A 22,403-nucleotide genomic window follows, 5' to 3' on the forward strand; every position below is an offset into this window, starting at 1 on the left:
AGAACAGAAGTCCGAAGCGGCGGGAAGGCCCGCCGCCGTCATCCTTTGAGAACCAACTAGGGGAGAAGATGCTGTTTCAGCAGATCGCCATATCCATTGCCGCGCAAACCGAGGGCGGTCACGAGGAAGCTGCGCCGCTGTGGGCAGAACCGTGGGTCTTTGGCATCGTCATGTTCGCCTTCCTCCTGGTCCTCATGTTCGTGACCCTCTCCTACACCAACCTCGGCAACCGCCACGAGGCCGTGGAAGAGCACAGTGACCCGCACCGCCAGCACCCGAACAAGCACACGCACAAGCCGGGCCACTGACATCATCGCTGCAACACCGCGTGGGGATTCGGAGCGCCGGCTCCGTTTGGGCGTGATGGGTGGAACGTTTGATCCCATCCATCACGGCCACCTTGTGGCTGCGAGCGAAGTTGCTGCCAAGTTTGACCTGGATGAAGTTGTCTTCGTGCCCACGGGACAACCGTGGCAAAAGTCCAGCAAGAAAGTCAGCAAGCCCGAGCACCGCTATCTGATGACGGTCATCGCCACCGCTTCCAATCCCCGGTTCACTGTGAGCCGGGTGGATGTGGATCGTTCAGGCCCCACGTTCACTATCGACACCCTGCGCGATCTCCGCCATCAGCGTCCGGATGCCGATCTGTTCTTCATTACGGGCGCTGATGCCCTGGCGCAAATCCTGTCCTGGAAAGACGTTGACGAGCTGTGGTCGCTGGCCCATTTTGTGGGTGTGACCAGGCCCGGACACGAGCTCCACAACCTGGGCCGGGACGACGTCAGCCTGCTTGAGGTTCCAGCCATGGCCATCTCGTCAACGGACTGCCGCAACCGGGTGAATGAAGGAAATCCTGTCTGGTACCTCGTGCCGGATGGTGTGGTGCAGTACATCGCAAAGTATGGACTGTACGCGCCAGGAAGCAGCGCAGGGGAGTTGGCACCAGCGCTGGCCGGATCAGACGACCAAGCACGTACTGAATGAGTTTTCAATGAGCAGCCAGGAACAGCGACCCATCCGCAGCAGGCGTGAGCTTCGCCGCGCCCGCGAAGAGCAGGAGCAAGCCCAGGCCACAGTGACGACGCCGGATGCAGCCCGGCCTGCATCCCCATCGGAAGCGCCCCAGCCGCCGCAGGCCCACGACAACGGCCGGAACCGTCGCGCCGCTGACGCCCCCCTGGACGCGGTGGTGCCTGCGCTGGAGCGCTCATCACAGATCCGTGCCCGCGACCGTGCCGCCCTCAGGACAATCAAAGAGCTCGCCAACAAGGAAGAGCAGCTTTCCGGTGGTGGCCCGCCCACCCGGCGCCAGCTTCGCCTGCAACAACTCCAGGCAGAGGTTGCTACCTCCGCCAATCCGATTGTGCCGGCGCCCGGTGCCAAGGCTCCGGAGCCGGCCGCTTCCGGTGACGACGCAAAGGGCGCCCCCATCTCGGCCGTGCCGGAGGCGAAGGCCGCCGGACCGACAGACACGCAGTCCGCAGCGGATGGGTCCCAAATGTCAGTGGAGCAGGCCCTGGCGGTCCGGGAGCTGATCGCGGCCCAGGTGCAGAACCAGACTGCCAAGCTGGAACATATCGCGGAGCAGGATCCCCTCGCGGTGGATCCCGAAGTCCTTGCACAGCAAATCGCGTTGGCTGAGCGTGCGGCCGTCCTGAACAAGAGGGCAGCGGCCAAGCAGAAGCTGGCCGAGCAGGCCGCGCCCGAGAAGGCACCTGGAGAAAAGACCGAGTCGAAGGCGTCCGGCACGGAGTCGGGGCCGTCCACGGCAAACAACCTCGCGATGGTCACACCGCTTGAATTCGTGAAGGTGCCTGGCGTTGAGCGTCCGGTCATGAAACGGCCCAGCACCACCTTTGTCCCCGTCGTAACGTCTGCCAACACCAAGGCCGCGCCCGCTGCGGGTAGCGGACGGTCCTCCCGGGGGCGTGCCGGAGTTCTTGCCCGTGCCGAAGCGGTGGCCAGGAACGCGCGGAAGCGCAATGCCGCCGTCGTTGATCCGGGGCAGGAGGCCGAGCGTCCGCCGGTTTCGGCACGCACCGCCTACGGGCTGGACCCCCTCGATGCCAACACCGCGGGCCTGGCCAGGGCACAGCGAAGCCGCATTCTGCAGTATGGGGTCCTCGCCTTGGGCCTCGTTGCGCTTATTGTCGGCATCATCATGATCACGAGCGGTTAGTTCCGCTGGAATTACGGCTTACGCCACCAAAGGCCCTTCGGCCACTACAAGGAGTCCCTGTGTCTGCACATGAACAATCCATAACCCTTGCCCGCCACGCAGCACGCGCCGCGGCAGAGAAGCTTGCCGAGGACATTGTCGCCTTGGATGTCAGTGAGCGCCTGGCGTTGACTGACGTCTTCCTGATCGCTTCGGCACCCACTGAACGCCAGGTCAACGCGATCGTGGACGGCATTGAGGAAGAGCTCCTGAAGCAGGACCTTCGTCCCGTGCGCCGCGAAGGCCGTTCTGAAGGCCGCTGGGTACTCCTGGACTACGCCGACATCGTTATCCATGTCCAGCACGCCGAGGATCGTGTGTTCTACGCGCTTGAGCGTCTGTGGAAGGACTGCCCTGTGGTGGACCTCGAACTCGGTGATGACGCTTCGGCCAAGGCCGTAGCTGGCGAGGATTCCGACGCGCAGTAGGCATTTCACCTCGGAATATGCCCGATTTGGAATTATCGGAAATGCTGTTCTAAGATATTTGAGTTGCTTCGGCAGGAAGGGCTGGAAAGCCTGAAAGCGAAACGACAAGAATATGGGGCTGTGGCGCAGCTGGTAGCGCACCTGCATGGCATGCAGGGGGTCAGGGGTTCGAGTCCCCTCAGCTCCACCATAACGATCTCCCTCTTCGCAAAGGCGAAGGGGGAGATTTTGTTTTCCGATGAATGTCCGCGCCATGTGATCCACAACATTCCGGCCCGATTTCGCATCTCGATACTTTGTGGGTAGTATTGACGAGTTGCTTCGGCAGGAAGGGAAAACTTCCAACGAAAACAACAAGTCCGGGGCTGTGGCGCAGCTGGTAGCGCACCTGCATGGCATGCAGGGGGTCAGGGGTTCGAGTCCCCTCAGCTCCACTTCGGACAAAAGGCCCCGCTCGTCAGAGCGGGGCCTTTTTCGTGGAACGGCTTTTTCGTGGAACGGGGCGTGCCGGGGCTACTCCTGTGGCCGGGCGAATTCCGCAGCGCTCAGGAATTCGACGCCCTGGAAAGGTTCGTCGCCGACGACCCGGGCGTTGTGGCCCGGCGGGATGGTGTAGGAGTCTCCGACGGAAATGCTGATGCGGTTGCCGTCGTCGGTTTCCACTTCCAGGGCCCCGGAGACGCAGAAGCCGACGTGGTTCAGTTGGCACGTGTCGGTGCCCACCACCGGCTTGATGCAGTCTGCCCACGTCCAACCGGGTTGGAAGGTAAATCGCCCAATGGTGTAGTCGCCCACGGTGACGATGTCCACCACGGTCTTGTCCGGACGGCGGGTTTCGTCCGGAGAGTTATGTGACTTCACTTGCAGTTGCGTGACAACATTGACAGTCATGGTTTTGCTCGCAGGGGAGAGGAGCCGTATCGCTGATGCTCCCGGCGCCGGGCTCACGGGGAAGCCGGGATCAGTGCCCTGAACGGGTGTTTGTGCTCTGTGCACCAACCACGTTCCTCCCAAGCGACCGTGAAGTCGAGACACTTTGGCGTACGAATTTCTTACATCTGCAAAGAGGAAAAGCACCGTGATCTTATCTGGTTTGGATGCTTTGTTCGGAACCTTGGGGCGCTTTCCCGATGTTGAGGCGGACAACCTGCACGCCTACGATGCGACGGACAGGCTCCTGCTGGACACCGCTGCCGAACTGCTGGCAGCGGATACCCGCGCAGTGGTGATCGGCGACCGCTACGGAGCCCTCACCCTCGGTTCCCTGGTGGGCCTCGGCGTCGACCATGTCCGTGTCCACCAGGACCTCTTTACCGGCCGCATGGCCCTGCAGTACAACGCCCTTGCAGCGGGCCTTGAGGGCCGTTATGCGGCGCACGAACTCGGCGTGGAGCTGCTGTCAGGCGCAAACCTGGTGCTTCTGCAGTTGCCCAAGTCGCTGGCGGAGCTGGAGGAAATCGCCGACGCCGTAGCCCGGTTCGCTGCGCCCGACGCGGTGCTGCTGGCCGGTGGCCGCGTGAAGCACATGAGCCTGGGCATGAATACGGTGCTGGAGAAGTCGTTTTCGGCGGTGCAACCACAACATGCCCGCCAAAAATCCAGGGTGGTGAAGGCCAGCGGACCCATATCCACAGTTGGCAAGCCGCCTTATCCGGTCCTGGAACACGTGGCTGAGCTGGATCTGGACGTCTGTGCCCACGGAGCTGCGTTCTCCGGGTCCCGGCTGGATATCGGCACACGTTTCCTCCTGGGTTTCCTGGACCGCATGCCGGCCGCCGGCACAGCGGTGGACCTTGGATGTGGCACCGGGATCCTGGCCGCGATGTATGCCCGCCGCTTTCCTGCGTCCAGGGTGCTGGCGACAGACCAGTCCGCAGCCGCCGTTGCCTCGGCCCGCGGAACAGCTGCTGCCAATGGCCTGGACGGACGGGTGACAGTGGTTCACGACGATGCGATGTCCTCGTTCGACTCCGGCAGTGCCAACCTTATCCTGCTGAACCCTCCTTTCCATCTGGGTGCCAGCGTCCACGCCGGCGCAGCCCTCAAGATGTTCGAGGCAGCGGCCCGTGTGCTTGCCCCGGGCGGGGAACTCTGGACCGTCTACAACAGCCACCTGCAGTACCGTCCGGCATTGGGACGCCTCGTCGGACCAACAACAGTGGAGGGCCGCAATCCGAAGTTCACGGTCACACGGAGCCGGAAGGCCTGACACCCGGCACGCCCGGCGTGTCATGAAACACGTCAGTGCCGCAGGCGTCACATAGAATTCAGTGTCGTCGGTATCTGCCCCTGGCTCCGGTCGCTGTGTGCGCACATACCCGTCTGAGCGGGGGTGACGTACGATTCTGACACAGACGAAGTTCAATGAATTTGTTTCTCAAGACAAGGGGAATCCGTGACCGAGATCCGGACGCCGGCACCAAGGCGCGGAACGAACCTACCCCGTATGGGCGACTTCAATCTGACGGTGATCCTGGAAGCGATCCGGCGGTCTTCCGGAGGGCTCAGCCGTGTTGAACTCGCACACATCGTGGGGTTGTCGCCGCAGACCATTTCCAACATCTCCCGCCGCCTCCTGGACCAGGAACTCATTGTCGAGGCAGGCAAGGAAGGCACCGGTCCAGGCAAGCCCCGCACCATCCTTCGCTTGAATCCGTCCGGCATGTACGCAGTGGGTGTCCACCTGGACCCGGCAGTCATCACGTTCGTGGTCCTGGACCTGCTGGGGGATGTGGTCAGGCATTCGCGTATGGCCACCCCGGGTGGCGATCCGGCCGGGGTCATTACGAGCATCGCCGGGCAGATCCAGGTGCTCATCGAGGAATCGGGTGTGGACCAGTCAAAGATTGCCGGGCTGGGCGTCGCCGTGCCGGGTCCGATCGACCTCGACGAAGGTTCCGTTGTTGAGCCGCCGTTGCTGACCCGATGGAACCGGGTGCGCATCCGTGAAGCCCTCACCGAAGCCACGGGCCTTGAGACGTTGGTGGACAAGGATGTCACCAGCGCCGCCGTTGCGGAGACGTGGGCAGGTGGAGCGAGCGGGGCCGGCAGCTTTGTCTTCATGTACATGGGAACCGGCATCGGCTGCGGCCTTGTCCTCAACGACGAGGTGGTCCGGGGTACGTCGGGAAACGCGGGCGAGATTGGGCACATCATTGTGGATCCGGACGGCCCTCCCTGCGATTGCGGGCTGCGGGGATGCGTGAAATCCTCGTGCATCCCGCAGGTTCTGGTGGCCGAAGCAGAGGCCGCCGGTGTCCTGGATGGTCATGGCCAGGAGGACGGCCCGGCCGTGCAGGAACGCTATGCAATGCTGTGTGACAAGGCGGACGCTGGAGACGAAAAGGCGATCGCCATCCTGGAGAAGTCCGCTGTCCTCGTTGCCCGCGCGGTTTCCGTGGTAACGAACACCCTCGATGTTGAACGCGTGGTGTTCGGCGGGCCGTTCTGGGGCCGGATGTCCAAGTACTTCCTGGGCAGCGTTCCCCAGCTGATAGCCCAGAACAGTGCCGCCCGAATGATCCACGGCATCGATGTGGTGGGCTCGGGCGTAGGCGAGGACGTGGGCGCCATTGGGGCAGCATGCCTCGTCCTGGAACACACCCTGGCTCCCCGGGCGCAAAGACTACTGCTGGAAGGCTGAGCTGTCTTGGGGATCAGTCGATGTCTTCGACGATCTCCCCGTACGGAATGGACTCATCCACGTGGGCCTGGTGACCGGTAGGTCCGTGGTTGTACGTGATCCGTACCCCGTGGCGCTGGTCCGCGGCGGACTGGAGCAATACGGGCCGGATGGCGTCATTGACGTGTTGGGTCTGGCTGTCGAGGTACTGCTGGTAGGCGGCTGGTAGCTGATGCATGGCAAAAGGATAGACCTCCGAAGTCCGCATGGGGAGGGGTACCCATTGCGGGCCAATGCGGTTGCGGCTTGGATAGAGTGGCCGGATGCAGGGCCGCGCCGGACAGCTGGTGCGGCAAAGGGAAAAACCGAACGCCACCAAGGGGATAACGAGTGCTTCAAAACACCGCCACAGCCGGGATCGATGCACCGGATATGGCCCGTGCGCAGCAACTCGTTGGCGGTATCGTCCGCAGTTTCGAAGCCAAGGTGGTGGGCCAGGAACGGTTGCGGGAAACCTTGGTGATCGGCCTCCTCACAAGCGGCCACGTCCTCTTGGAAAGCGTTCCGGGGTTGGCAAAGACCACCGCCGCGCATGCCCTGGCCGAGGCTGTCAGCGCTGACTTCCGGCGGATCCAATGTACTCCTGACCTGCTTCCCAGCGACATCGCCGGTACACAAATCTTCGACGCGGCCAAGGGCACGTTCGTTACCCAGCTCGGCCCCGTCCACGCCAATATCGTGCTGCTCGACGAGATCAACCGTTCCAGCGCCAAGACCCAGAGCGCCATGCTGGAGGCGATGCAGGAACGGCAGACGTCGATTGGCGGTGAGTCGTATCCGTTGCCCCAACCCTTCCTGGTTTTGGCAACACAGAATCCTATCGAGCAGGAAGGTACGTACCGCCTACCAGAGGCACAGATGGACCGCTTCATGCTGAAGGACGTCCTTGACTACCCCACCCCGTCAGAAGAGGCTGAGGTTATCCGGCGGATTGACGCCGGCGTGTTCGACTCAGGGCAGAAACCTCCCGCTGCGGCGTCGTTGGACGCTGTGCTCCAGGTCCAGGAACTGGTGCGGCGGGTCTACATTGATCCGGCGATTGTCCGGTACATCGTTGGCCTGGCGTACGTCACCCGGAATGCTGCACAGTACCTTGAGCCGCAGCTGGCCTCACTGATCGAGTTCGGCGCAAGTCCACGGGCGAGTATCGCTTTCAGCCAGGCCGCCCGGGCACTGGCGCTCCTCAGCGGACGTGACCACGTCATACCGGAAGACGTCAAACGCCTGGCCCATAGGGTCCTCCGGCACAGGATCGTGCTTGGCTTTGATGCGGTAGTGGAGGGCGTTGCCGTGGAGACAGTCATTGACGCAGTCCTGGCGTCGGTGCAGACACCCTAGGGGCGTCAGTGCCCAGCCTGCTCCAACGCGTCAAGGCGAAGATGTTCATCTTTGCCCATCGGAAAACAACGGCATTGCTTGACGGCGAATACGGCTCGGTCTTCAAGGGACGGAGCCTGGACTTCGACGACCTCCGTTCCTATGTCCCCGGTGATGAGGTCCGCGACATCGACTGGAAAGCCACCGCCCGGCACGGTTCACCCCTGGTGAAGCGCTACACGGCCGTCAGGCGCCACTCCGTCCTCTTGCTGGTGGACACCGGGCGGACCATGGCCGCCGAAGCGGCATCCGGGGAAGCCAAAGTGGACCTTGCCGTCGAGGCGGCAGGGGTTATGGGCTTCCTCGCCTGCCGCCACGGTGACGACGTCGGCCTCCTCCACGGTTCAGCCGAAGCCACCCGCTACCTCCCGCCGCGTTCCGGTGAAAGCCACCTCGAACAACTGCTGCGCGAGGTGCAGGAAGCCGTGCGGCCCGACGGGCCTGAGAGCGCACTGGCCGTGCAGCTCGACTACGCGTTGAGGTTCCTGAAGGGGCGGCTCCTTGTGGTCGGGCTGGCCGATGAGTTCATGCCGGACGCACGGACTGAGGAGTTGCTTCGCCGGTTGAGGGTGCGCCATGAGGTTCTTTGGCTCACCATCAGGGACGCTGATCTGGCGGGGGAGGGACGTGGCGGGTCCAGCCGGGATGTTGGGCATGGATTCGCGATTCCGGGGGCGCTGGCGGACAGCAGCGGAGTCCGGCAGGCCTATGCGGCAGCAATGGACCGGCGTGACGCGCAACGCAGGGACGTTTTCCGGCGGTTGGGGATCGCCGAGGAGCAGGTGGGCAGCAGCAGGGAGTTGGTGTCCGCGGTGTTCGCGTTGTTGGAGAGGCACAAGTCCGGGAAGGCCAAACGTGCAGGATAACTCCGGATTCTATGGTCCTCTTCCGTACAGCCCGGCGTGGTTATGGGTGGGTGCATTGGTCTTGCTGGTGGTGGCTGCCTGGTATGCCTTTCTCCTTTGGCCCCGCCGCAAGCGGGCACGCGGGACCCATCCGGTGGTTCCCCGGGATCTGACGGGCTTGCGGATCTCCTGCCTGCAGGCGATAGATTCGGTCGTGGCCGATGCCGACGCCGGACGGTTGACTGAGCGCGCCGCACACCAGCGGTTGAGCTTCCTTGTGCGGGAATTCGCCGGGCACGTGACGGGAAAGCCAGCCACCTCCATGACGCTCGAGGAGCTGCGCAGGCACGGCCTGGAACCGTTCGTCAACGGGATAGCAGGCATCTATCCTGCAGAGTTTGAACCCGCCAGTGGCCGCACGGTCCACGACTCCGCCACAGCCGCACGGCAGGCGGTCCGCGCATGGAACTGATGTTCTGGTGGATTGTCCCCGCAGCATTGGCCGTCGTCGTTGTCGCGTGCTTCCTGTACCGCAGGCGCCGGCAGGAGTTTTCCCGGCTGGTGGCCCATGGAGACCGTCTGACGGCGTTGCCGGAGTACCAACGGGCCCTCGGCCGGCACCGCACATCCTTGATCGTGGCGCTGGTGCTTGCCTCGGTCTTCCTCGCCGCCACGGTGACGGCAGCGGCCCGGCCCGCCCAACGCACCACGGAGCAACCTGAAGCCAGGAACCGGGACATCGTCCTTTGCCTTGACGTCTCCGGCTCCATGACCAGTACCGACGCTGCCTTGGCTGCCGTCTTCGAGCAGCTTGCGCGGGAATTCGACGGCGAGCGCATCGGCATGGTGATTTTCGACAGCAGCAGTGTCCAGCCGTTCCCCTTGACGGATGACTACGACTACGTGGCCGCGCAACTTGCCGAGGCCCGGAAAGCCTTGGACAGCGGCGCTGGGTCCTTCTTTGACGGAACCTGGAGCCGGGGAGGATCGTCGCTGATCGGTGACGGGCTGGCATCCTGCGTGCAGGCTTTTCCTGATACGCCGCCCGGCACCGGAGACGCCCGGCGTTCGCGGTCGATCATCTTTGCCACGGACAATTTCCTGTCCGGAGACCCGATTTTCACGCTGGAGCAGGCCAGTGAGCTGGCCCAAGGCAAGGACGTGAAAGTGTATGCCCTGAATCCGGGGGACCTGGACTACGGCGGGGCCGCAGACCAGCCGGGGGCACAGCTGAGGGTGGCCGCCGAAGCAACCGGTGGCAGCTATTACACGCTGGACAGTCCGGACGCCGTCCCAGGCATCGTTGCCGCTGTGGAGGAGACCGAGGCCGCGAGTTACTTCAAGGCGCCGCAGGCAGTGATTACCGACTCGCCCGCGTGGCCTTTGGGCCTTGCCCTGGTGTCCGGCGCGGGTCTGTTGCTGCTTGGCTGGCGGTCGCGCCTATGACGCTGGCACCCATCATTCCCTGGCCGTTCATTGCCCTTTCCGGCGTTGCAGTGGTCGCGTTCGTCGTCTGGACCCTGTCTGCCCGTAACCAGCCCCAACCGCTGGTGCGCCGGACAGCGCGCCGGGCTGCCGCCGTCGTGCTTTTGCTGATGGCCGCCCTCCGCCCGGGCTGGCCCGGTGAAGGCGGCCGGACCGCAGTTGCCGACCTGGATGTGTTCTTCGTGGTGGATACAAGTACCAGCATGGCAGCGGAGGACTATCACGGCAGCGGGATGCGCCTCGGTGGTGTCCAAGAGGACGTGCTGGGCGTGGCCAAGGAACTCGCCGGCGCCAAGTTCTCCCTGATCACTTTCGACAGCAAGGCGACCGTGCGCATGCCGTTGAGCCAGGACGCCACAGCGCTCCAGACGGCCGTAGCCACCCTGCAACCGCAAAATCCCCGCCACGCCGCAGGCAGCAGCATCACCGAAGCCGGTGCGCTGCTGAAGAAACAACTCGCCGCGGCCAGGGAGAAGCACCCCGGCCGTCCTGCGTTGGTGTTCTATGCCGGGGACGGTGAGAACACGGCAGCGTCGGCGCCTGAACGCCTGCCGCTTGATCCCCCGGTAGTCAGCGGGGGAGCGGTGCTCGGCTATGGAACCTCTGACGGTGGCAGGATGAAGGACCCCTCGGACCCGAAGGGCGAATACGTGAAGGACAAGAACGCTGAGGCAGCCATCTCGAAGATCGACGAGGACGCCTTGAGGACCATCGCCACCCAACTGGGCGTCCCGTACGTGCACCGTACGGGAGGCGGGGAAATCGGAGAGATGCTCAGCAAGGCCAACCCCGGTGCCGTTAGCGCAGTTTCCGAGGACGGATCCGGACGTGTGGAACTGTACTGGTTGTTGGCGCTGGCAGCTTTCCTGATCCTGGTGCTGGAGCCGTTCCGGCACGTGACGGCCCTGAGGGCCCTGCGGGGGTCCGGTACGCGGGGAAGGGGGTTCGTCCGGTGACTCGTCCAGGTACCGAAGCAGGCAATGCACGACGACGGAAGCGTCGCCTGGCGTTGTGGTCCGCTCCGGCTGCCCTCGCTGCGCTCGCCGTTGCTGCAAAGCTGCTGAGCATTGGAGCCTTGGGTGGCGCAGCGGCGGAAGCATTCGCAGCGGGAAACCAACACGGGGTTTCGGATGCTGCAGGCGGGCTCTTGTTCGCCAATGTTCTGGAGCCGCATAAGGCCCTGGTTGCCTCCGGCGATGCACACGTAGTGGCTGGCGATTTCACCTCGGCGCGCAGCGAGTTCACGAAAGCCCTGAATGTCGGGCCGGGGGATGACGAATGCAAGGTCCGGGTCAACCTTGCCCTGAGCATCGAGAAGCTGGGCGACTCCGCCGCGTCCTCCCGGGACCCCCAGGCTGCCGCCCTGTATGCGGAGGCCTTGGAGGTGGTGCAGGAAGCTCCGGCGTCCTGCCACGAGGACGGGCCGGGCAACGGGGACGGTGAAGGCCAGCGGCTGGATGCGGCACGGGAGCGCCTCGAAGCCAAGAAGACTTCCTACTCCGGCGAATCGCCATCGAAAGACCAAGGGTCCGGGCAGCCTTCGGTCCAGCAACAGGACCAACTCCAGCAGCTGCAGGAGAGCGCCCGGAAGGCACAAAGTGAGCGGACCGAAGGCCAGGACCGTGATCGGTACCTTCGTGGCCCCGACGACTCAGGCGTGGACCGGCCCTGGTGACGATATGGAAAAGGCGACCGGCCGCCGTCGGGCGTTAACGCCTACTCCCAGACGATCTCGTCGTCCACCACGCCGTCTTCGTCTGCGGAGACCACCAGGGTTTCGTCCGTGAAATGCGAGCCGAGCGTGAAATCGAGCACAAAGTAGCGTTCAGGCTGGCCCGGATAGATCGCTACGTGGCCGAGCCTGAGGGCTTTGAGGAAGACATCGTTGGTGAGTTGGGTCTTGTCCTTGACTCCGAAGACGGATTCCAGCTGCTCCTCCTTGAGCTGGGTGCTGTGGAAGTGCAGGAATTGTTGGGGGTTGGTACCGTCCTGGTCCAGTTCGTCGGCAATCATCTCGCGGACCTGGTCCACCAGCTCCGGGAGGAACCTGAGGCGGTAGTCCACCTTGTGCAGTGCTGCCTCGTCGAAATGGTCGTGCGCCGTGACGTTGAGGTCCAGCTCCAGGGCGTTTCCGGCTATTTCGTGTTTGGCCACGAAGCAGTGTTCACGCCCGTGATTGAGCTCGATTTCCCCGAAATGCTTGCTCGCTACCTTGCCCATGTGATCAATCTAACCCCATCAACCAGAGGGTTCCAGCACTTGGGGATATTTCACCGCCGCCGCTGCGGAGCCTTCGACGGTACGGGTTTGAGCGGCGGCAGTCCGGCCTTCCCGGACGTTCCCCGCAAGGTGTCCGCAAGGAGCTGGGTAAAGAGCTGTACCTGCGCTGTGCGCTTCTCGTTGATGAGCAGCGCGAACACGTTGCGCGCCAGCCGGATGTCCGGAACGTCAAGGACCACGACGCCGGATGGCCGGTTCCGCAGCGCCAGTTCCGGAACCAGCGAGGCGCCGAGTCCGGCTGCCGTCATCTCGAGGCTCGCGTGGAAGTCGTCGCTGTACGCCACCACCCGGGGGTGCAGGTTGCAGCTGGCGAACAGTCGCTCAATCACCAAGGCATCGCTGGTGCCGGGGTGGTGCACGATCCACGGCATATCCGAAAGGTGCGCCGCTTCGATCTCCGCGTCCTCGCGAATCTTCCAGGAAGCCGGGAGCACTACGCGGAAGTTGTCATCGCCGATCCACTGGCGTTCCAGGGAGTGCGGCCAAGCCAAGCCGGACTGGCCCACCTGGTAAACCAGGGCAACGTCGAGTTCGCCGCCAGTCCGCAGTCCTTGGATAGTCTGGGCAGGCTCGGCGACGGAGACTTTGAGCTCGATCCCCAGGCCGTTCCAGCGATCGTTCCCCAGGATGTCCGGCAGGACATAGGTTGCCAGGCTGGGGAAGATGCCAAGCCGGAGCTCCTGTGCCGGTGCGTCGTTGGTCCTGGATGCGGCGGCCATGAGCGCTTCCACGTCCGTGAGGACTTTGGAAGCATGGCGCGTCATGGTGACCGCTGCCTCCGTCGGCACCACGCTCCGGGCTGAGCGTTGGAACAGTTCCACGCCCGTGTCCCGTTCCAAAGCGGCCATTTGCTGCGAGACAGCAGAAGCCGTGTAGCCGAGCTGGGTGGCGGCGGCCGCGAATGACCCCAGCCGGGTAACCTCCAGCAGGGTCCGGAGGTGGAGAAGATTGACCATCAGAGGATTTTAGCTGTTCCCCACGCCACAATTTTCAAAGTGTCACGACACGCCGGGAGCCGGCGACACGCGGGAGATTTAATGTGGCTAAGTAGTCCACAGGGTGTGGATTTCATCTCTCACTTTGGCGGAATTACGGACATTTTGAGGCCCCCCGCCTGTGGACGACCGGTGGATTGAATGACATACTTGTAATACATCATCTTGGGGTTCCGGCGAGGCGCTTGCACTACATGTAGTATCGATTTACGGATTGAGCGGGAAACCAGCACAAGACCAAACAGAGCGTGTTGGCTGTCACGGCAGCCCGCGGGTCGTCATCGGATGCAGTACATGGTTCCGGTTGAGCCCGCCAGATACGAAGAGCAACAGACTTCAACTAAGGGGACAGGGATCATGACCGTAACGGTTTACACGAAGCCGGCCTGTGTTCAGTGCAACGCAACCTACCGGGCGCTCGACAAGAAGGGCATCGCCTACCAGAGTGTCGACATCTCCCAGGATGCCGAGGCCCTTGAGCGTCTGAAGGCACTGGGTTACCTGCAGGCGCCGGTCGTGGTAACCGAGCAGGACCACTGGTCCGGATTCCGCCCGGACAAGATCGAGGAGCTGGCGCAGACCGTTTCCTCCTCCGTGGCCTAAGGTTCGTCAACCACGGCGCCACAACAGACAAAGAATTCCTATGTAGTCGAGGTGACTCCCATGGCACCGCTGGTAGCGGCCACCGTACGCAACACCACCACGGAAGCTGTCACCACCAGGAGTCACCTCATCTACTTTTCCTCCACCTCCGAAAACACCAAGCGCTTTGTCCGGAAACTGGGCCGGGATGCCGCGCGCATTCCGCTTTACGCCCAGGATGCTCCACTTCAGGCGCTTGAACCCTTCGTCCTTGTGCTGCCCACCTACGGGGGCACCAACGGCGAAGGATCCGTGCCCAAGCAGGTCATCAAATTTCTGAACAATCCGCGGAACAGGGAACTGATCCGCGGTGTTATCGGAGCGGGGAACACCAACTTCGCGGACAACTATTGCGCAGCCGGGGACATCATCGCCGCCAAGTGCAAAGTGCCGCATCTCTACAGGTTTGAACTCATGGGGACGCCCGAAGACGTCGACCGGGTCAATCAAGGATTGGAAAAGTTTTGGACACGACTGTCGCAGAAACAGAAGTAACCGGGGGCACTGTGGACACGGCCAAGAAGCCACTGCCGGAGGCCTATAAAGGCCTTGGCTATCACGAGCTCAACGCGATGCTGAACCTGTATGGCGCCAATGGCGAGATCCAGTTCGAGGCTGACCGCGAAGCCGCTCACCAGTACTTCCTGCAGCACGTGAACAACAACACGGTGTTCTTCCACGACCTGGAAGAGAAGCTCGATTACCTGGTGAAGAACCAGTACTACGAGCGCGAAACGCTGGACCAGTACACCATGAACTTCATCCGCGACCTCTTCAACCGGGCGTACAAGAAGAAGTTCCGCTTCGAGACCTTCCTCGGCGCTTTCAAGTTCTACACCTCCTACACCTTGAAGACTTTCGACGGCAAGCGCTTCCTTGAGCGCTACGAAGACCGCGTCTGCATGGTGGCCCTCCACCTTGGCCGCGGCAATGAGGAACTCGCCACCCGCTTGGTGGACGAGATCATCGACGGCCGCTTCCAGCCGGCCACCCCCACGTTCCTCAACGCCGGCAAGGCGCAGCGCGGCGAGCTCGTGTCCTGCTTCCTCCTCCGCATCGAAGACAACATGGAGTCGATCGCCCGCGGCATCAACTCCGCCCTGCAGCTTTCCAAGCGCGGTGGCGGCGTTGCTCTCTCACTGACCAACATCCGTGAGCACGGTGCCCCGATCAAGCAGATCGAAAACCAGTCCTCCGGTGTGATCCCCGTGATGAAGCTCCTCGAAGACAGCTTCTCCTACGCCAACCAGCTCGGTGCCCGCCAGGGTGCAGGTGCCGTGTACCTGCACGCCCACCACCCGGACATCTACCGCTTCCTGGACACCAAGCGCGAGAACGCCGACGAGAAGATCCGCATCAAGACCCTCTCCTTGGGTGTGGTCATTCCGGACATCACTTTCGAGCTCGCCAAGAAGAACGAGGACATGTACCTCTTCTCGCCGTACGACGTTGAACGCGTTTACGGTGTGCCCTTCTCCGACATCTCCGTAACGGAGAAGTACTACGAGATGGTGGACGATTCCCGGATCAAGAAGTCCAAGATCAACGCCCGCGAGTTCTTCCAGACCCTCGCCGAGATCCAGTTCGAGTCCGGCTACCCGTACATCATGTTCGAGGACACGGTGAACCGGGCCAACCCGATCGACGGCAAGATCACCATGAGCAACCTGTGCTCGGAGATCCTGCAGGTTTCCACGCCGTCCATCTACAGCGAGGACCTGAACTACGAAACCGTGGGCAAGGACATCTCCTGCAACCTCGGTTCCATGAACATCGCCAAGACCATGGACTCGCCGGACTTCGGCTTGTCGATCGAGACCTCCATCCGTGCGCTCAGCGCGGTCTCGGACATGTCCTACATCAACTCGGTGCCCTCCATTGCCCAGGGCAACGCCCAGAGCCACGCAATCGGCCTCGGCCAGATGAACCTGCACGGCTACCTTGCCCGTGAGCACGTCCACTACGGTTCCGAAGAGGGCCTGGACTTCACCAACATCTACTTCTACACCGTGCTGTTCCACGCCCTGCGTGCCTCCAACAAGCTGGCCATCGAAACGGGCCAGACGTTCGGCGGCTTCGAGAACTCCAAGTACGCCTCCGGCGAGTTCTTCGACAAGTACACCGAGCAGGAATGGGCTCCGGAGACCGAGCGGGTCCGTGAACTGTTCGCCGGCCACCAGATTCCTACCCAGGACGACTGGCGGGAACTCAAGGCCTCGGTCATGGAGCACGGTATCTACAACCAGAACCTCCAAGCCGTTCCGCCAACCGGTTCCATCAGCTACATCAACAACTCCACCTCCTCGATCCACCCGGTGGCCGCCAAGATCGAAATCCGCAAGGAAGGCAAGATCGGCCGCGTCTACTACCCGGCTCCGTACCTGACCAACGACAACCTGGAGTACTACCAGGATGCGTACGAGATCGGCTACGAGAAGATCATCGACACCTACGCCGCTGCCACGCAGCACGTGGACCAGGGCCTGTCCCTGACGCTGTTCTTCAAGGACACCGCCACCACGCGCGACATCAACAAGGCCCAGATCTACGCATGGCGCAAGGGCATCAAGACGCTCTACTACATCCGTCTCCGCCAGCTCGCGCTGGAAGGGACCGAAGTTGAGGGTTGCGTCAGCTGCATGCTCTAGTCAACCGATATCGGTTGACACATTGCGGCAGTTGCCGCGCTGAAAACCAAAGAGTACGACGGCGGGTCACCACCCGCCGTCGTAGGCTTACCTCAAGAACTACCCACTGCTTAAGGGGATGAAATGACCGAAAAGGTCAAGCTGCTGAGCCACGTCGAAGCCATCAACTGGAACAAGATCCAGGATGACAAGGACGTGGAAGTCTGGAACCGCCTGGTCAACAACTTCTGGCTGCCGGAGAAGGTGCCGCTTTCCAACGACGTCCAGTCGTGGCACACGCTGACGCCGCAAGAGCAGCAGCTCACCATGCGTGTCTTCACCGGTCTCACCCTGCTGGACACCATCCAGGGCACTGTGGGCGCGGTCTCGCTGATCCCGGATGCGCTGACCCCGCACGAAGAAGCTGTGTACACCAACATCGCCTTCATGGAGTCGGTGCACGCAAAGTCGTACTCGTCCATTTTCTCCACCCTGTGCTCCACCAAGGAGATTGACGACGCCTTCCGCTGGTCCCTCGAGAACGAGAACCTGCAGAAGAAGGCGCAGATCGTCATGGACTACTACCAGGGCGACGATCCCCTCAAGCGCAAGGTTGCCTCGACCCTGCTTGAGAGCTTCCTCTTCTACTCGGGCTTCTACCTGCCCATGTACTGGTCCTCGCGCGCCAAGCTCACGAACACGGCCGACCTCATCCGCCTCATCATCCGTGACGAGGCCGTGCACGGTTACTACATCGGCTACAAGTTCCAGAAGGGCCTGGAGAAGGTTTCCGAGGCCCGCAAGCAGGAAATCAAGGACTACACGTTCGAGCTCCTCTTCGAACTGTACGAAAACGAAGTCCAGTACACGCACGACCTCTACGACGGTGTTGGCCTGGCCGAGGACGTCAAGAAGTTCCTGCACTACAACGCCAACAAAGCCCTCATGAACCTGGGCTACGAGGCCATGTTCCCGGCATCCGTCACCGACGTGAACCCGGCCATCCTCTCCGCCCTTTCCCCGAACGCCGACGAGAACCACGACTTCTTCTCCGGCTCGGGCTCCTCCTACGTGATCGGCAAGGCCGTAAACACGGAGGATGAGGACTGGGAGTTCTAAGCTTCAACTCGATTTGGTAGTTTCAAAGCCCCTTGCGCTGACCGGCGTGAGGGGCTTTGGCGTTAGGAAGGCGACCCGTATGACCAAGTACCTGATCTCATTTCCCGGCGAGGCCATGGACATCCCAGAGGGGCAGTTCCAGGCCGTGGCCGACGCCGCACATGCGGTCATCGAGGAGGCCAAACAAGCTGGGGTCTACGTTTTCGGTGGCGGTATCAATGAGGAAGTCGAGCCGGTCCGTGTTTCAGGAGATGGGTCAATCCAACCTGGTACGTATCCGGACCACACGGTACCCAACGGCGGCTACACCGTCCTCGAGCTGCCAAGCCGTGAGGCAGCCGTTGAGTGGGCAGCGAAGATTGCGGTGGCGTGCCGATGCCCGCAGGAACTTCGGGAGTTCCAGTACGATCCCGCGAGCTAACAGATCCTGGCCTGAGCCAGCGGCCGTGCTCCTAAGGGCCCCGTTCGAGGTTTGGGACCAGTTGTTTGGCCCGCTCATGACCGGGTAGTGGCGGAGCGGTGGAGGAGTAGGTGTGGCCGGTGGGGGTGGTGATTTTGAGTTGGTGTCTGTTGCCTGGTTCGGGTTTGGTGCTCCAGCCGGGGTTTTCTTTGGTGTGGTTGCAGTGTTCGCAGAGTCCGGCTGCGTTGGTGAGGGTGGTTTTGCCGCCTTGTGACCAGGGGATGATGTGGTCGTGGTGGCGGATGGGGGCGTCGCAGTAGGGGGTGCGGCAGAGGTTGTCGCGGGTTTGGATGAAGCGGCGCATTCCGGCTGGGAAGAAGCGGGCTCGTGAGTCCATGGCGAGGAGTTCGCCGGTGGTTGGTGCGGTGTAGAGGCGGCGGAGCCAGATGTTGAGCTCGGGGTTGCTGGTGCTGGTGCTGGTGTTGCTGAGGTCGGGGTCTGGATGGTCTGGGACGAGGAGGTTTCGGGCCCACTCGGCGGGGACGGTGCCGTAGCCGTCCAGGCGTGCTGGTTCGGAGTCGCCTTGGAGCAGGGTGCGGTCGGTGATGACCAGTTGCAGGTCGATGCCGGTGAATCCTTGGCGGGTGCCGGTGATGCATTCGGTGAGGGTGTCGGCCATGATTTGGCCTTTGGTTCTGGTGTCGCCGTCGGAGCGGGCGGTGCTGGCTGCGTTGGTGAGTGCTTTGTAGACGGCGACTCCTTGGGCGACGGGCAGGAGCGCGGTGAGGTAGGTCATGGTGTCGGGGGCGGGGCGGAGGCTGACGTGTCGTTCGGTGGTGGCGTGGGCTGCGCGTTGGGTGATTGAGCGGGGGTCGCGGCGGTAGGCGGCGGCTTTGGCGGCTGCGGTGATGGTTTTGTCTCCGGCGCCGTTGAAGGTGCCGGTGTCCGGGGCGAGTTCGTCGTCGACGGCGCAGCGGTCTTCGGCGGAGAGGCAGGCGGTTTCCTTTACGAGGAGGGTGGCGCGCCATTCGTTGAGTTGTCCTGTTTCGAGGGCTGTGAGGGTGCGGGGCATTTCGGTGACGAGTGCTTTGGCCAGGCCCAGGAGGCGGGAGCCTTTGCTGGGTGATTCGCGGCGGGCCAGTGCTACTTGGGCGGCCACGCCGCGGCCTTGCTCGCTGGCCGGGACCCCGGCGATGGCTTGTTCCTGCCGCTGGGCCAGGTCGAACGCCACCGCGATCTTGGCTTGCAAGGCGGAGATCGCTGACTTCATGTCCTCAAGAACCCGCAACTGATCGACCAGATCCTTGCTGATGGTTGAGGCCTGCGGCGTGTTGCTGACTTCGTCTGCCGGTCGCATCAAGGGAGCGAAGTCTGACGCATCAAGGCGCGTAGACAACGAAACGGCGTTGCCCGTCGCATGTGTGCCCTGAACCTTTTCCATAGTCACACTCTGCCAGGAGGCACTGACAAAATAGGCCCGGCCGGTGAGCACGGAATCCAACCAGCTGAAACACAAGCCTTCGGCCTGCCAGGTCGACGCGTCGGTTGCTCCCTCGAACCTCGAGTTGAACCACGCGCCCCTTGTCCGCGTCCTTACATCAGGGGAGGATTTGTGGCATTCAGGGGAGGACAACCGCCATGACCAAGCTAGAGAAGTTCGAAAAATACCTGATCGAAGAGTTCTACGACGACTACCGTGCCGGTGAGATGTCGCACCACACCTTTACCAGACGGGTGGCGTTCATCATGGGCAGCATGACAGCTGCCGCAGCTGCTATGACCCTGGTTGGCTGCACGCCGGAGGAGGTACCCCGGAACGGAACGCCGATGCCAACCCCGAACGCGTCTACGGCGTCCGGCGCGAGTACTACGGCCGTGCCGAACGCCAAGAGTCCACTCTCTGTACCGGAGGGAGCAGCGGGACTGACTACTGAAACGGTGAAGTTCCCGGCCCAAGGGACGGATATCAGCGGCTACCTGGCCCGTCCGGAAGGTGGCAAGCCCGGGCCGGCAGTACTGATCTGCCACGAGAACCGCGGGCTGACCCCGCACATCCAGGACGTTGCGCGGCGCTTCGCCAAGGAGGGCTACGCCGCCCTTGCCTTGGACTTGCTGAGCCGGGAGGGCGGTACGGCAAACATGGATCCGGACGCGGTCCCCGGGGCATTGACGAACGCCGGTGCCCAGCGGCACGTTGACGACTTCAAAGCCGCCTTGGATTACCTCAACGGCCGGGACTTCGTGGATCAGGGGCGTATCGCGATGGTGGGCTTCTGCTTCGGCGGGGGCATTACGTGGCAGTCAAGTACCGAGATCCAAGGACTGAAGGCGACCAGCGCGTTCTACGGGCCCGCGCCGGACCTTGCGAAGGTCCCGGGCATCAAGCCTGCGGTGTACGGAGTGTATGCGGAAAAGGACGCCCGGATCACCGGCCCAATGCCGCAACTCAAGGAAGCGTTGGACAAGACCACCGTCAAACACCAGCTCAAGGTCTACCCGGGCGTGGACCATGCGTTCCATAACGACACCAGCGACCGCTACGTAGAGGCACAGGCCACCGCGGCCTGGAACGATACCCTGCAGTGGTTCAAGGACAACGTCTGATCCTAGCCGCCAAGCCGTTCAGCCTCGCTGGCCAACTCCGCTTCCAACGTCTCGATGCTCGGCAAGCTGGAGACCAGTTCATCGGGCAGGGAATCGGCCAAGGAGGTCCGCCACTCCGCGATGCCGATCGGTGTGTTGAAGCCGCGCAGCGCGTACTCGGCCACCACGCTGTTCTTCTCCTTGCACAGCAGCAGGCCGATGGTGGGCTTGTCGTCCGGGTGCGCCATGAGGTCGTCCACGGCTGCCATGTACATGCCCAGCTGGCCGAGGAAACCGGGCTCGAACTTCACGGCTTTCAGCTCGATCACCATGTAGCAGCGCAGTTTCAGGTGGTAGAAGAGCAGGTCGGCAAAGAATTCGTCCCCGCTGATCTCCAGCCGCACCTGCTCGCCCACGAACGCGAATCCCTGTCCCAGTTCCAGCAGGAACTTTTCCACGTGCTTCACCAATTGCAGTTCGAGGTCCCGTTCGGTGTGCCGTTCGGTCATGGAGAGGAAATCGAAGACGTAGGGGTCCTTGGTGGCCTGCTGCGCGAGGTCCGAATCGGCCGGAACCATGGTTGAGGCGAAGTTGGTGATGGCCTGGCCGGAGCGCTCGTGCAGGCGGGTGGCGATCTGGTGCACCATCACGTTGCGTGACCAGCCATGGGCAGCGGCGGCCGCGGCGTACCAAAGCCGCGTGGCGCCGTCGTCTAGCTTCTCCAGGAGGGCGATCTGGTGGTACCAGGGCAATGTTGCAAGCGGCGCTTGCAACATTGGGTAGTCAGGCCAGGCCTGGGCGAAGCTCTTCATGTAGCGGAGGTTCCTGGGGGAGAAGCCCTTGGCTTCCGGGAACCGGGTGCGGATGTCCGCTGACAAACGCGTGACCACCTTGGCGCCCCACCCTTGTTCCGATTCACGCTGGGCAAGTTGCCGCCCGATGCTCCAGTAGGAATTCAGCAGCTCACCGTTGGCCGCTGCCTGGGCACGAGTCCGGCCGGCACGAACCTCCTTGGCAACGGTGTTCAACAGGGCCGGGTACCAGTCCGGCATGGACGAAGCGGCGGGCACCCCCGGGAAGGAGGCGGCATCGGTAACGAGGTCTTGCGACGGCATGGTGTCTCCTGTCGATGGGCTGGCAGGAACCACGCTAGGGGGAGGCACTGACAGAATAGGGACGTGAGCGATGCCGGCGAATTCGTGGACTACACCCTGCAACGGGAGTCGTCGTGGGAGAAGGCCTACGGGATCCGTGAGCGGGCCGGGGAAGGCCTTGAAGTGTACGGCGCGTCGGTGGGGGCGGTGCGGGGGACTGTGCGGGACACCCTCAAGCGCTACAAGGATCTGGGCCATGACGACATCACGGCCCTGAGCTCGGAGTTGTGGTCCACGCCCGTCTTTGAACTGCGGCTGGCGGCGGTGGTCCTCCTGCAAACCAAGGTAGGGGTACTGGTCAACACGGACCTCACCCGTATTGAAGGCTTCATCAGGCAAGCCGGAACCGGGAATCTGGCAGATCCGCTCGCGCTGGATGTGGTCCGTCCTTTGGTGGATCGGCTCCAGGGCAAAGCCAAGGAGAGGGCCGGGAAGGTACTGGAGCGGTGGGCCCAGGACCCGGATCCGGCACTGCGCCGGGCGTCGGCGCTTGCCAGAGGCCAGCAGCCGCCCCCTTGATTAGCCCCCATGACCGGCCTAGCGTTTTCCTCAACACATGCCAGGTGTC

Annotated in this window: 25 protein-coding genes and 2 tRNA genes; 21 read left to right on the forward strand and 6 right to left on the reverse strand. The window is 62.8% G+C overall.

Annotated features, from left to right (window positions below; genetic code table 11):
* Positions 1-68 precede the first annotated feature (68 nt).
* The 6 genes from ACIPV6_RS01280 (at position 69) to ACIPV6_RS01305 (ending at position 3,080) form a co-directional block, all read left to right on the forward strand.
* Entirely contained in the window at positions 69-308 is a 240-nt protein-coding gene (locus ACIPV6_RS01280) for a hypothetical protein (RefSeq protein ID WP_400269170.1), read from the forward strand.
* Positions 309-312: 4 nt separating this feature from the next.
* On the forward strand, positions 313-984 hold the full coding sequence (gene nadD, locus ACIPV6_RS01285; protein ID WP_400269508.1) for a nicotinate-nucleotide adenylyltransferase: 672 nt from the start codon (positions 313-315) through the stop codon (positions 982-984).
* A gap of 7 nt (positions 985-991) precedes the next feature.
* Positions 992-2,179, forward strand: a complete 1,188-nt coding sequence (locus tag ACIPV6_RS01290; protein WP_400269171.1) for a hypothetical protein — start codon at positions 992-994, stop codon at positions 2,177-2,179.
* A 59-nt stretch (positions 2,180-2,238) separates the two neighbouring features.
* Positions 2,239-2,646 (forward strand): ribosome silencing factor, encoded by a 408-nt coding sequence (gene rsfS, locus ACIPV6_RS01295; RefSeq protein WP_400269172.1) that lies wholly within the window; start codon positions 2,239-2,241, stop codon positions 2,644-2,646.
* Positions 2,647-2,760: 114 nt separating this feature from the next.
* Positions 2,761-2,836 (forward strand) — tRNA-Ala (locus ACIPV6_RS01300).
* 171 nt (positions 2,837-3,007) lie between these two features.
* A tRNA-Ala gene (locus ACIPV6_RS01305) sits at positions 3,008-3,080 on the forward strand.
* 79 nt (positions 3,081-3,159) lie between these two features.
* On the opposite strand, the gene ACIPV6_RS01310 is transcribed toward ACIPV6_RS01305, so the two are convergent.
* Entirely contained in the window at positions 3,160-3,537 is a 378-nt protein-coding gene (locus tag ACIPV6_RS01310; protein ID WP_400269173.1) for a cupin domain-containing protein, read from the reverse strand.
* Between the two features lie 187 nt (positions 3,538-3,724).
* Here ACIPV6_RS01310 and ACIPV6_RS01315 point away from each other — a divergent pair, with 187 nt between their 5' ends.
* Both ACIPV6_RS01315 and ACIPV6_RS01320 read left to right on the forward strand, forming a co-directional pair.
* Entirely contained in the window at positions 3,725-4,855 is a 1,131-nt protein-coding gene (locus ACIPV6_RS01315; RefSeq protein ID WP_400269174.1) for a class I SAM-dependent methyltransferase, read from the forward strand.
* Between the two features lie 237 nt (positions 4,856-5,092).
* On the forward strand, positions 5,093-6,289 hold the full coding sequence (locus tag ACIPV6_RS01320; RefSeq protein WP_400269175.1) for an ROK family transcriptional regulator: 1,197 nt from the start codon (positions 5,093-5,095) through the stop codon (positions 6,287-6,289).
* Positions 6,290-6,302: 13 nt separating this feature from the next.
* On the opposite strand, the gene ACIPV6_RS01325 is transcribed toward ACIPV6_RS01320, so the two are convergent.
* On the reverse strand, positions 6,303-6,536 hold the full coding sequence (locus ACIPV6_RS01325; protein WP_400269176.1) for a hypothetical protein: 234 nt from the start codon (positions 6,534-6,536) through the stop codon (positions 6,303-6,305).
* 122 nt (positions 6,537-6,658) lie between these two features.
* Between ACIPV6_RS01325 and ACIPV6_RS01330 the strand changes: the two genes are divergently transcribed.
* From ACIPV6_RS01330 to ACIPV6_RS01355, 6 genes are read left to right on the forward strand one after another with little or no spacing between them, the layout of a single operon-like run.
* Positions 6,659-7,666, forward strand: coding sequence for an AAA family ATPase (locus tag ACIPV6_RS01330; protein ID WP_400269177.1), 1,008 nt, complete (start codon positions 6,659-6,661; stop codon positions 7,664-7,666).
* An 8-nt stretch (positions 7,667-7,674) separates the two neighbouring features.
* Entirely contained in the window at positions 7,675-8,571 is an 897-nt protein-coding gene (locus ACIPV6_RS01335; protein WP_400269178.1) for a DUF58 domain-containing protein, read from the forward strand.
* Positions 8,572-8,617: 46 nt separating this feature from the next.
* A complete protein-coding gene (locus tag ACIPV6_RS01340; protein WP_400269179.1) occupies positions 8,618-9,022 on the forward strand; it encodes a hypothetical protein in 405 nt (134 codons plus the stop codon).
* Complete coding sequence (locus ACIPV6_RS01345; protein WP_400269180.1) at positions 9,013-9,996, forward strand: VWA domain-containing protein; 984 nt, start codon at positions 9,013-9,015, stop codon at positions 9,994-9,996. Before ACIPV6_RS01340 ends, ACIPV6_RS01345 begins: the two co-directional genes overlap by 10 nt.
* A complete protein-coding gene (locus ACIPV6_RS01350) occupies positions 9,993-10,991 on the forward strand; it encodes a VWA domain-containing protein (protein ID WP_400269181.1) in 999 nt (332 codons plus the stop codon). Before ACIPV6_RS01345 ends, ACIPV6_RS01350 begins: the two co-directional genes overlap by 4 nt.
* Positions 10,988-11,710: a hypothetical protein gene (locus ACIPV6_RS01355; RefSeq protein ID WP_400269182.1), complete on the forward strand. Its 723-nt coding sequence runs from the start codon at positions 10,988-10,990 to the stop codon at positions 11,708-11,710. Before ACIPV6_RS01350 ends, ACIPV6_RS01355 begins: the two co-directional genes overlap by 4 nt.
* A gap of 41 nt (positions 11,711-11,751) precedes the next feature.
* Here the strand turns inward: ACIPV6_RS01355 and ACIPV6_RS01360 are convergent, their stop codons facing one another.
* Together ACIPV6_RS01360 and ACIPV6_RS01365 are read right to left on the reverse strand one after the other, a co-directional pair.
* Positions 11,752-12,255 carry a DUF2004 domain-containing protein gene (locus tag ACIPV6_RS01360; RefSeq protein WP_400269183.1) on the reverse strand — a complete coding sequence of 168 codons (504 nt, stop codon included), beginning with the start codon at positions 12,253-12,255 and terminating at the stop codon, positions 11,752-11,754.
* A 50-nt stretch (positions 12,256-12,305) separates the two neighbouring features.
* Positions 12,306-13,271, reverse strand: a complete 966-nt coding sequence (locus ACIPV6_RS01365; RefSeq protein ID WP_400269184.1) for a LysR family transcriptional regulator — start codon at positions 13,269-13,271, stop codon at positions 12,306-12,308.
* Between the two features lie 396 nt (positions 13,272-13,667).
* Between ACIPV6_RS01365 and nrdH the strand changes: the two genes are divergently transcribed.
* From nrdH to ACIPV6_RS01390, 5 genes are all read left to right on the forward strand, one after another.
* The gene (gene nrdH / locus ACIPV6_RS01370; protein WP_397321583.1) at positions 13,668-13,913 is read left to right on the forward strand and encodes a glutaredoxin-like protein NrdH; all 246 of its coding nucleotides are present in this window, start codon (positions 13,668-13,670) and stop codon (positions 13,911-13,913) included.
* 60 nt (positions 13,914-13,973) lie between these two features.
* On the forward strand, positions 13,974-14,447 hold the full coding sequence (nrdI, locus tag ACIPV6_RS01375) for a class Ib ribonucleoside-diphosphate reductase assembly flavoprotein NrdI (protein WP_400269185.1): 474 nt from the start codon (positions 13,974-13,976) through the stop codon (positions 14,445-14,447).
* Positions 14,448-14,458: 11 nt separating this feature from the next.
* Positions 14,459-16,600: a class 1b ribonucleoside-diphosphate reductase subunit alpha gene (gene nrdE / locus ACIPV6_RS01380; protein WP_400269509.1), complete on the forward strand. Its 2,142-nt coding sequence runs from the start codon at positions 14,459-14,461 to the stop codon at positions 16,598-16,600.
* Positions 16,601-16,723: 123 nt separating this feature from the next.
* Positions 16,724-17,698 (forward strand): class 1b ribonucleoside-diphosphate reductase subunit beta, encoded by a 975-nt coding sequence (gene nrdF / locus ACIPV6_RS01385; RefSeq protein ID WP_397321585.1) that lies wholly within the window; start codon positions 16,724-16,726, stop codon positions 17,696-17,698.
* 79 nt (positions 17,699-17,777) lie between these two features.
* Positions 17,778-18,119, forward strand: coding sequence for a YciI family protein (locus ACIPV6_RS01390; RefSeq protein ID WP_400269186.1), 342 nt, complete (start codon positions 17,778-17,780; stop codon positions 18,117-18,119).
* Positions 18,120-18,150: 31 nt separating this feature from the next.
* On the opposite strand, the gene ACIPV6_RS01395 is transcribed toward ACIPV6_RS01390, so the two are convergent.
* Positions 18,151-19,455 carry a DUF222 domain-containing protein gene (locus ACIPV6_RS01395; protein WP_400269510.1) on the reverse strand — a complete coding sequence of 435 codons (1,305 nt, stop codon included), beginning with the start codon at positions 19,453-19,455 and terminating at the stop codon, positions 18,151-18,153.
* Positions 19,456-19,736: 281 nt separating this feature from the next.
* Here ACIPV6_RS01395 and ACIPV6_RS01400 point away from each other — a divergent pair, with 281 nt between their 5' ends.
* Positions 19,737-20,702 carry a dienelactone hydrolase family protein gene (locus tag ACIPV6_RS01400; RefSeq protein ID WP_400269187.1) on the forward strand — a complete coding sequence of 322 codons (966 nt, stop codon included), beginning with the start codon at positions 19,737-19,739 and terminating at the stop codon, positions 20,700-20,702.
* A gap of 2 nt (positions 20,703-20,704) precedes the next feature.
* Here the strand turns inward: ACIPV6_RS01400 and ACIPV6_RS01405 are convergent, their stop codons facing one another.
* Complete coding sequence (locus ACIPV6_RS01405; protein ID WP_400269188.1) at positions 20,705-21,796, reverse strand: YhcG family protein; 1,092 nt, start codon at positions 21,794-21,796, stop codon at positions 20,705-20,707.
* A 63-nt stretch (positions 21,797-21,859) separates the two neighbouring features.
* Here ACIPV6_RS01405 and ACIPV6_RS01410 point away from each other — a divergent pair, with 63 nt between their 5' ends.
* On the forward strand, positions 21,860-22,354 hold the full coding sequence (locus tag ACIPV6_RS01410; protein WP_400269189.1) for a DNA alkylation repair protein: 495 nt from the start codon (positions 21,860-21,862) through the stop codon (positions 22,352-22,354).
* Positions 22,355-22,403: the final 49 nt, after the last annotated feature.

The organism is Paenarthrobacter sp. NPDC089988 (assembly GCF_044748465.1).
Lineage (GTDB): Bacteria > Actinomycetota > Actinomycetes > Actinomycetales > Micrococcaceae > Arthrobacter.

Bases quoted from the DNA above. Each gene is read 5' to 3' on its own strand.
- ACIPV6_RS01280 (WP_400269170.1), top strand. From the start codon at position 69: ATGCTGTTTCAGCAGATCGCCATATCCATTGCCGCGCAAACCGAGGGC.
- ACIPV6_RS01290 (WP_400269171.1), top strand. From the start codon at position 992: ATGAGCAGCCAGGAACAGCGACCCATCCGCAGCAGGCGTGAGCTTCGC.
- ACIPV6_RS01310 (WP_400269173.1), bottom strand. From the start codon at position 3,537: ATGACTGTCAATGTTGTCACGCAACTGCAAGTGAAGTCACATAACTCT.
- ACIPV6_RS01320 (WP_400269175.1), top strand. From the start codon at position 5,093: ATGGGCGACTTCAATCTGACGGTGATCCTGGAAGCGATCCGGCGGTCT.
- ACIPV6_RS01325 (WP_400269176.1), bottom strand. From the start codon at position 6,536: ATGCGGACTTCGGAGGTCTATCCTTTTGCCATGCATCAGCTACCAGCC.
- ACIPV6_RS01345 (WP_400269180.1), top strand. From the start codon at position 9,013: ATGGAACTGATGTTCTGGTGGATTGTCCCCGCAGCATTGGCCGTCGTC.
- ACIPV6_RS01350 (WP_400269181.1), top strand. From the start codon at position 9,993: ATGACGCTGGCACCCATCATTCCCTGGCCGTTCATTGCCCTTTCCGGC.
- ACIPV6_RS01360 (WP_400269183.1), bottom strand. From the start codon at position 12,255: ATGGGCAAGGTAGCGAGCAAGCATTTCGGGGAAATCGAGCTCAATCAC.
- ACIPV6_RS01365 (WP_400269184.1), bottom strand. From the start codon at position 13,271: ATGGTCAATCTTCTCCACCTCCGGACCCTGCTGGAGGTTACCCGGCTG.
- nrdH (WP_397321583.1), top strand. From the start codon at position 13,668: ATGACCGTAACGGTTTACACGAAGCCGGCCTGTGTTCAGTGCAACGCA.
- nrdI (WP_400269185.1), top strand. From the start codon at position 13,974: ATGGCACCGCTGGTAGCGGCCACCGTACGCAACACCACCACGGAAGCT.
- nrdF (WP_397321585.1), top strand. From the start codon at position 16,724: ATGACCGAAAAGGTCAAGCTGCTGAGCCACGTCGAAGCCATCAACTGG.
- ACIPV6_RS01390 (WP_400269186.1), top strand. From the start codon at position 17,778: ATGACCAAGTACCTGATCTCATTTCCCGGCGAGGCCATGGACATCCCA.
- ACIPV6_RS01395 (WP_400269510.1), bottom strand. From the start codon at position 19,455: ATGCGACCGGCAGACGAAGTCAGCAACACGCCGCAGGCCTCAACCATC.
- ACIPV6_RS01400 (WP_400269187.1), top strand. From the start codon at position 19,737: ATGACCAAGCTAGAGAAGTTCGAAAAATACCTGATCGAAGAGTTCTAC.
- ACIPV6_RS01405 (WP_400269188.1), bottom strand. From the start codon at position 21,796: ATGCCGTCGCAAGACCTCGTTACCGATGCCGCCTCCTTCCCGGGGGTG.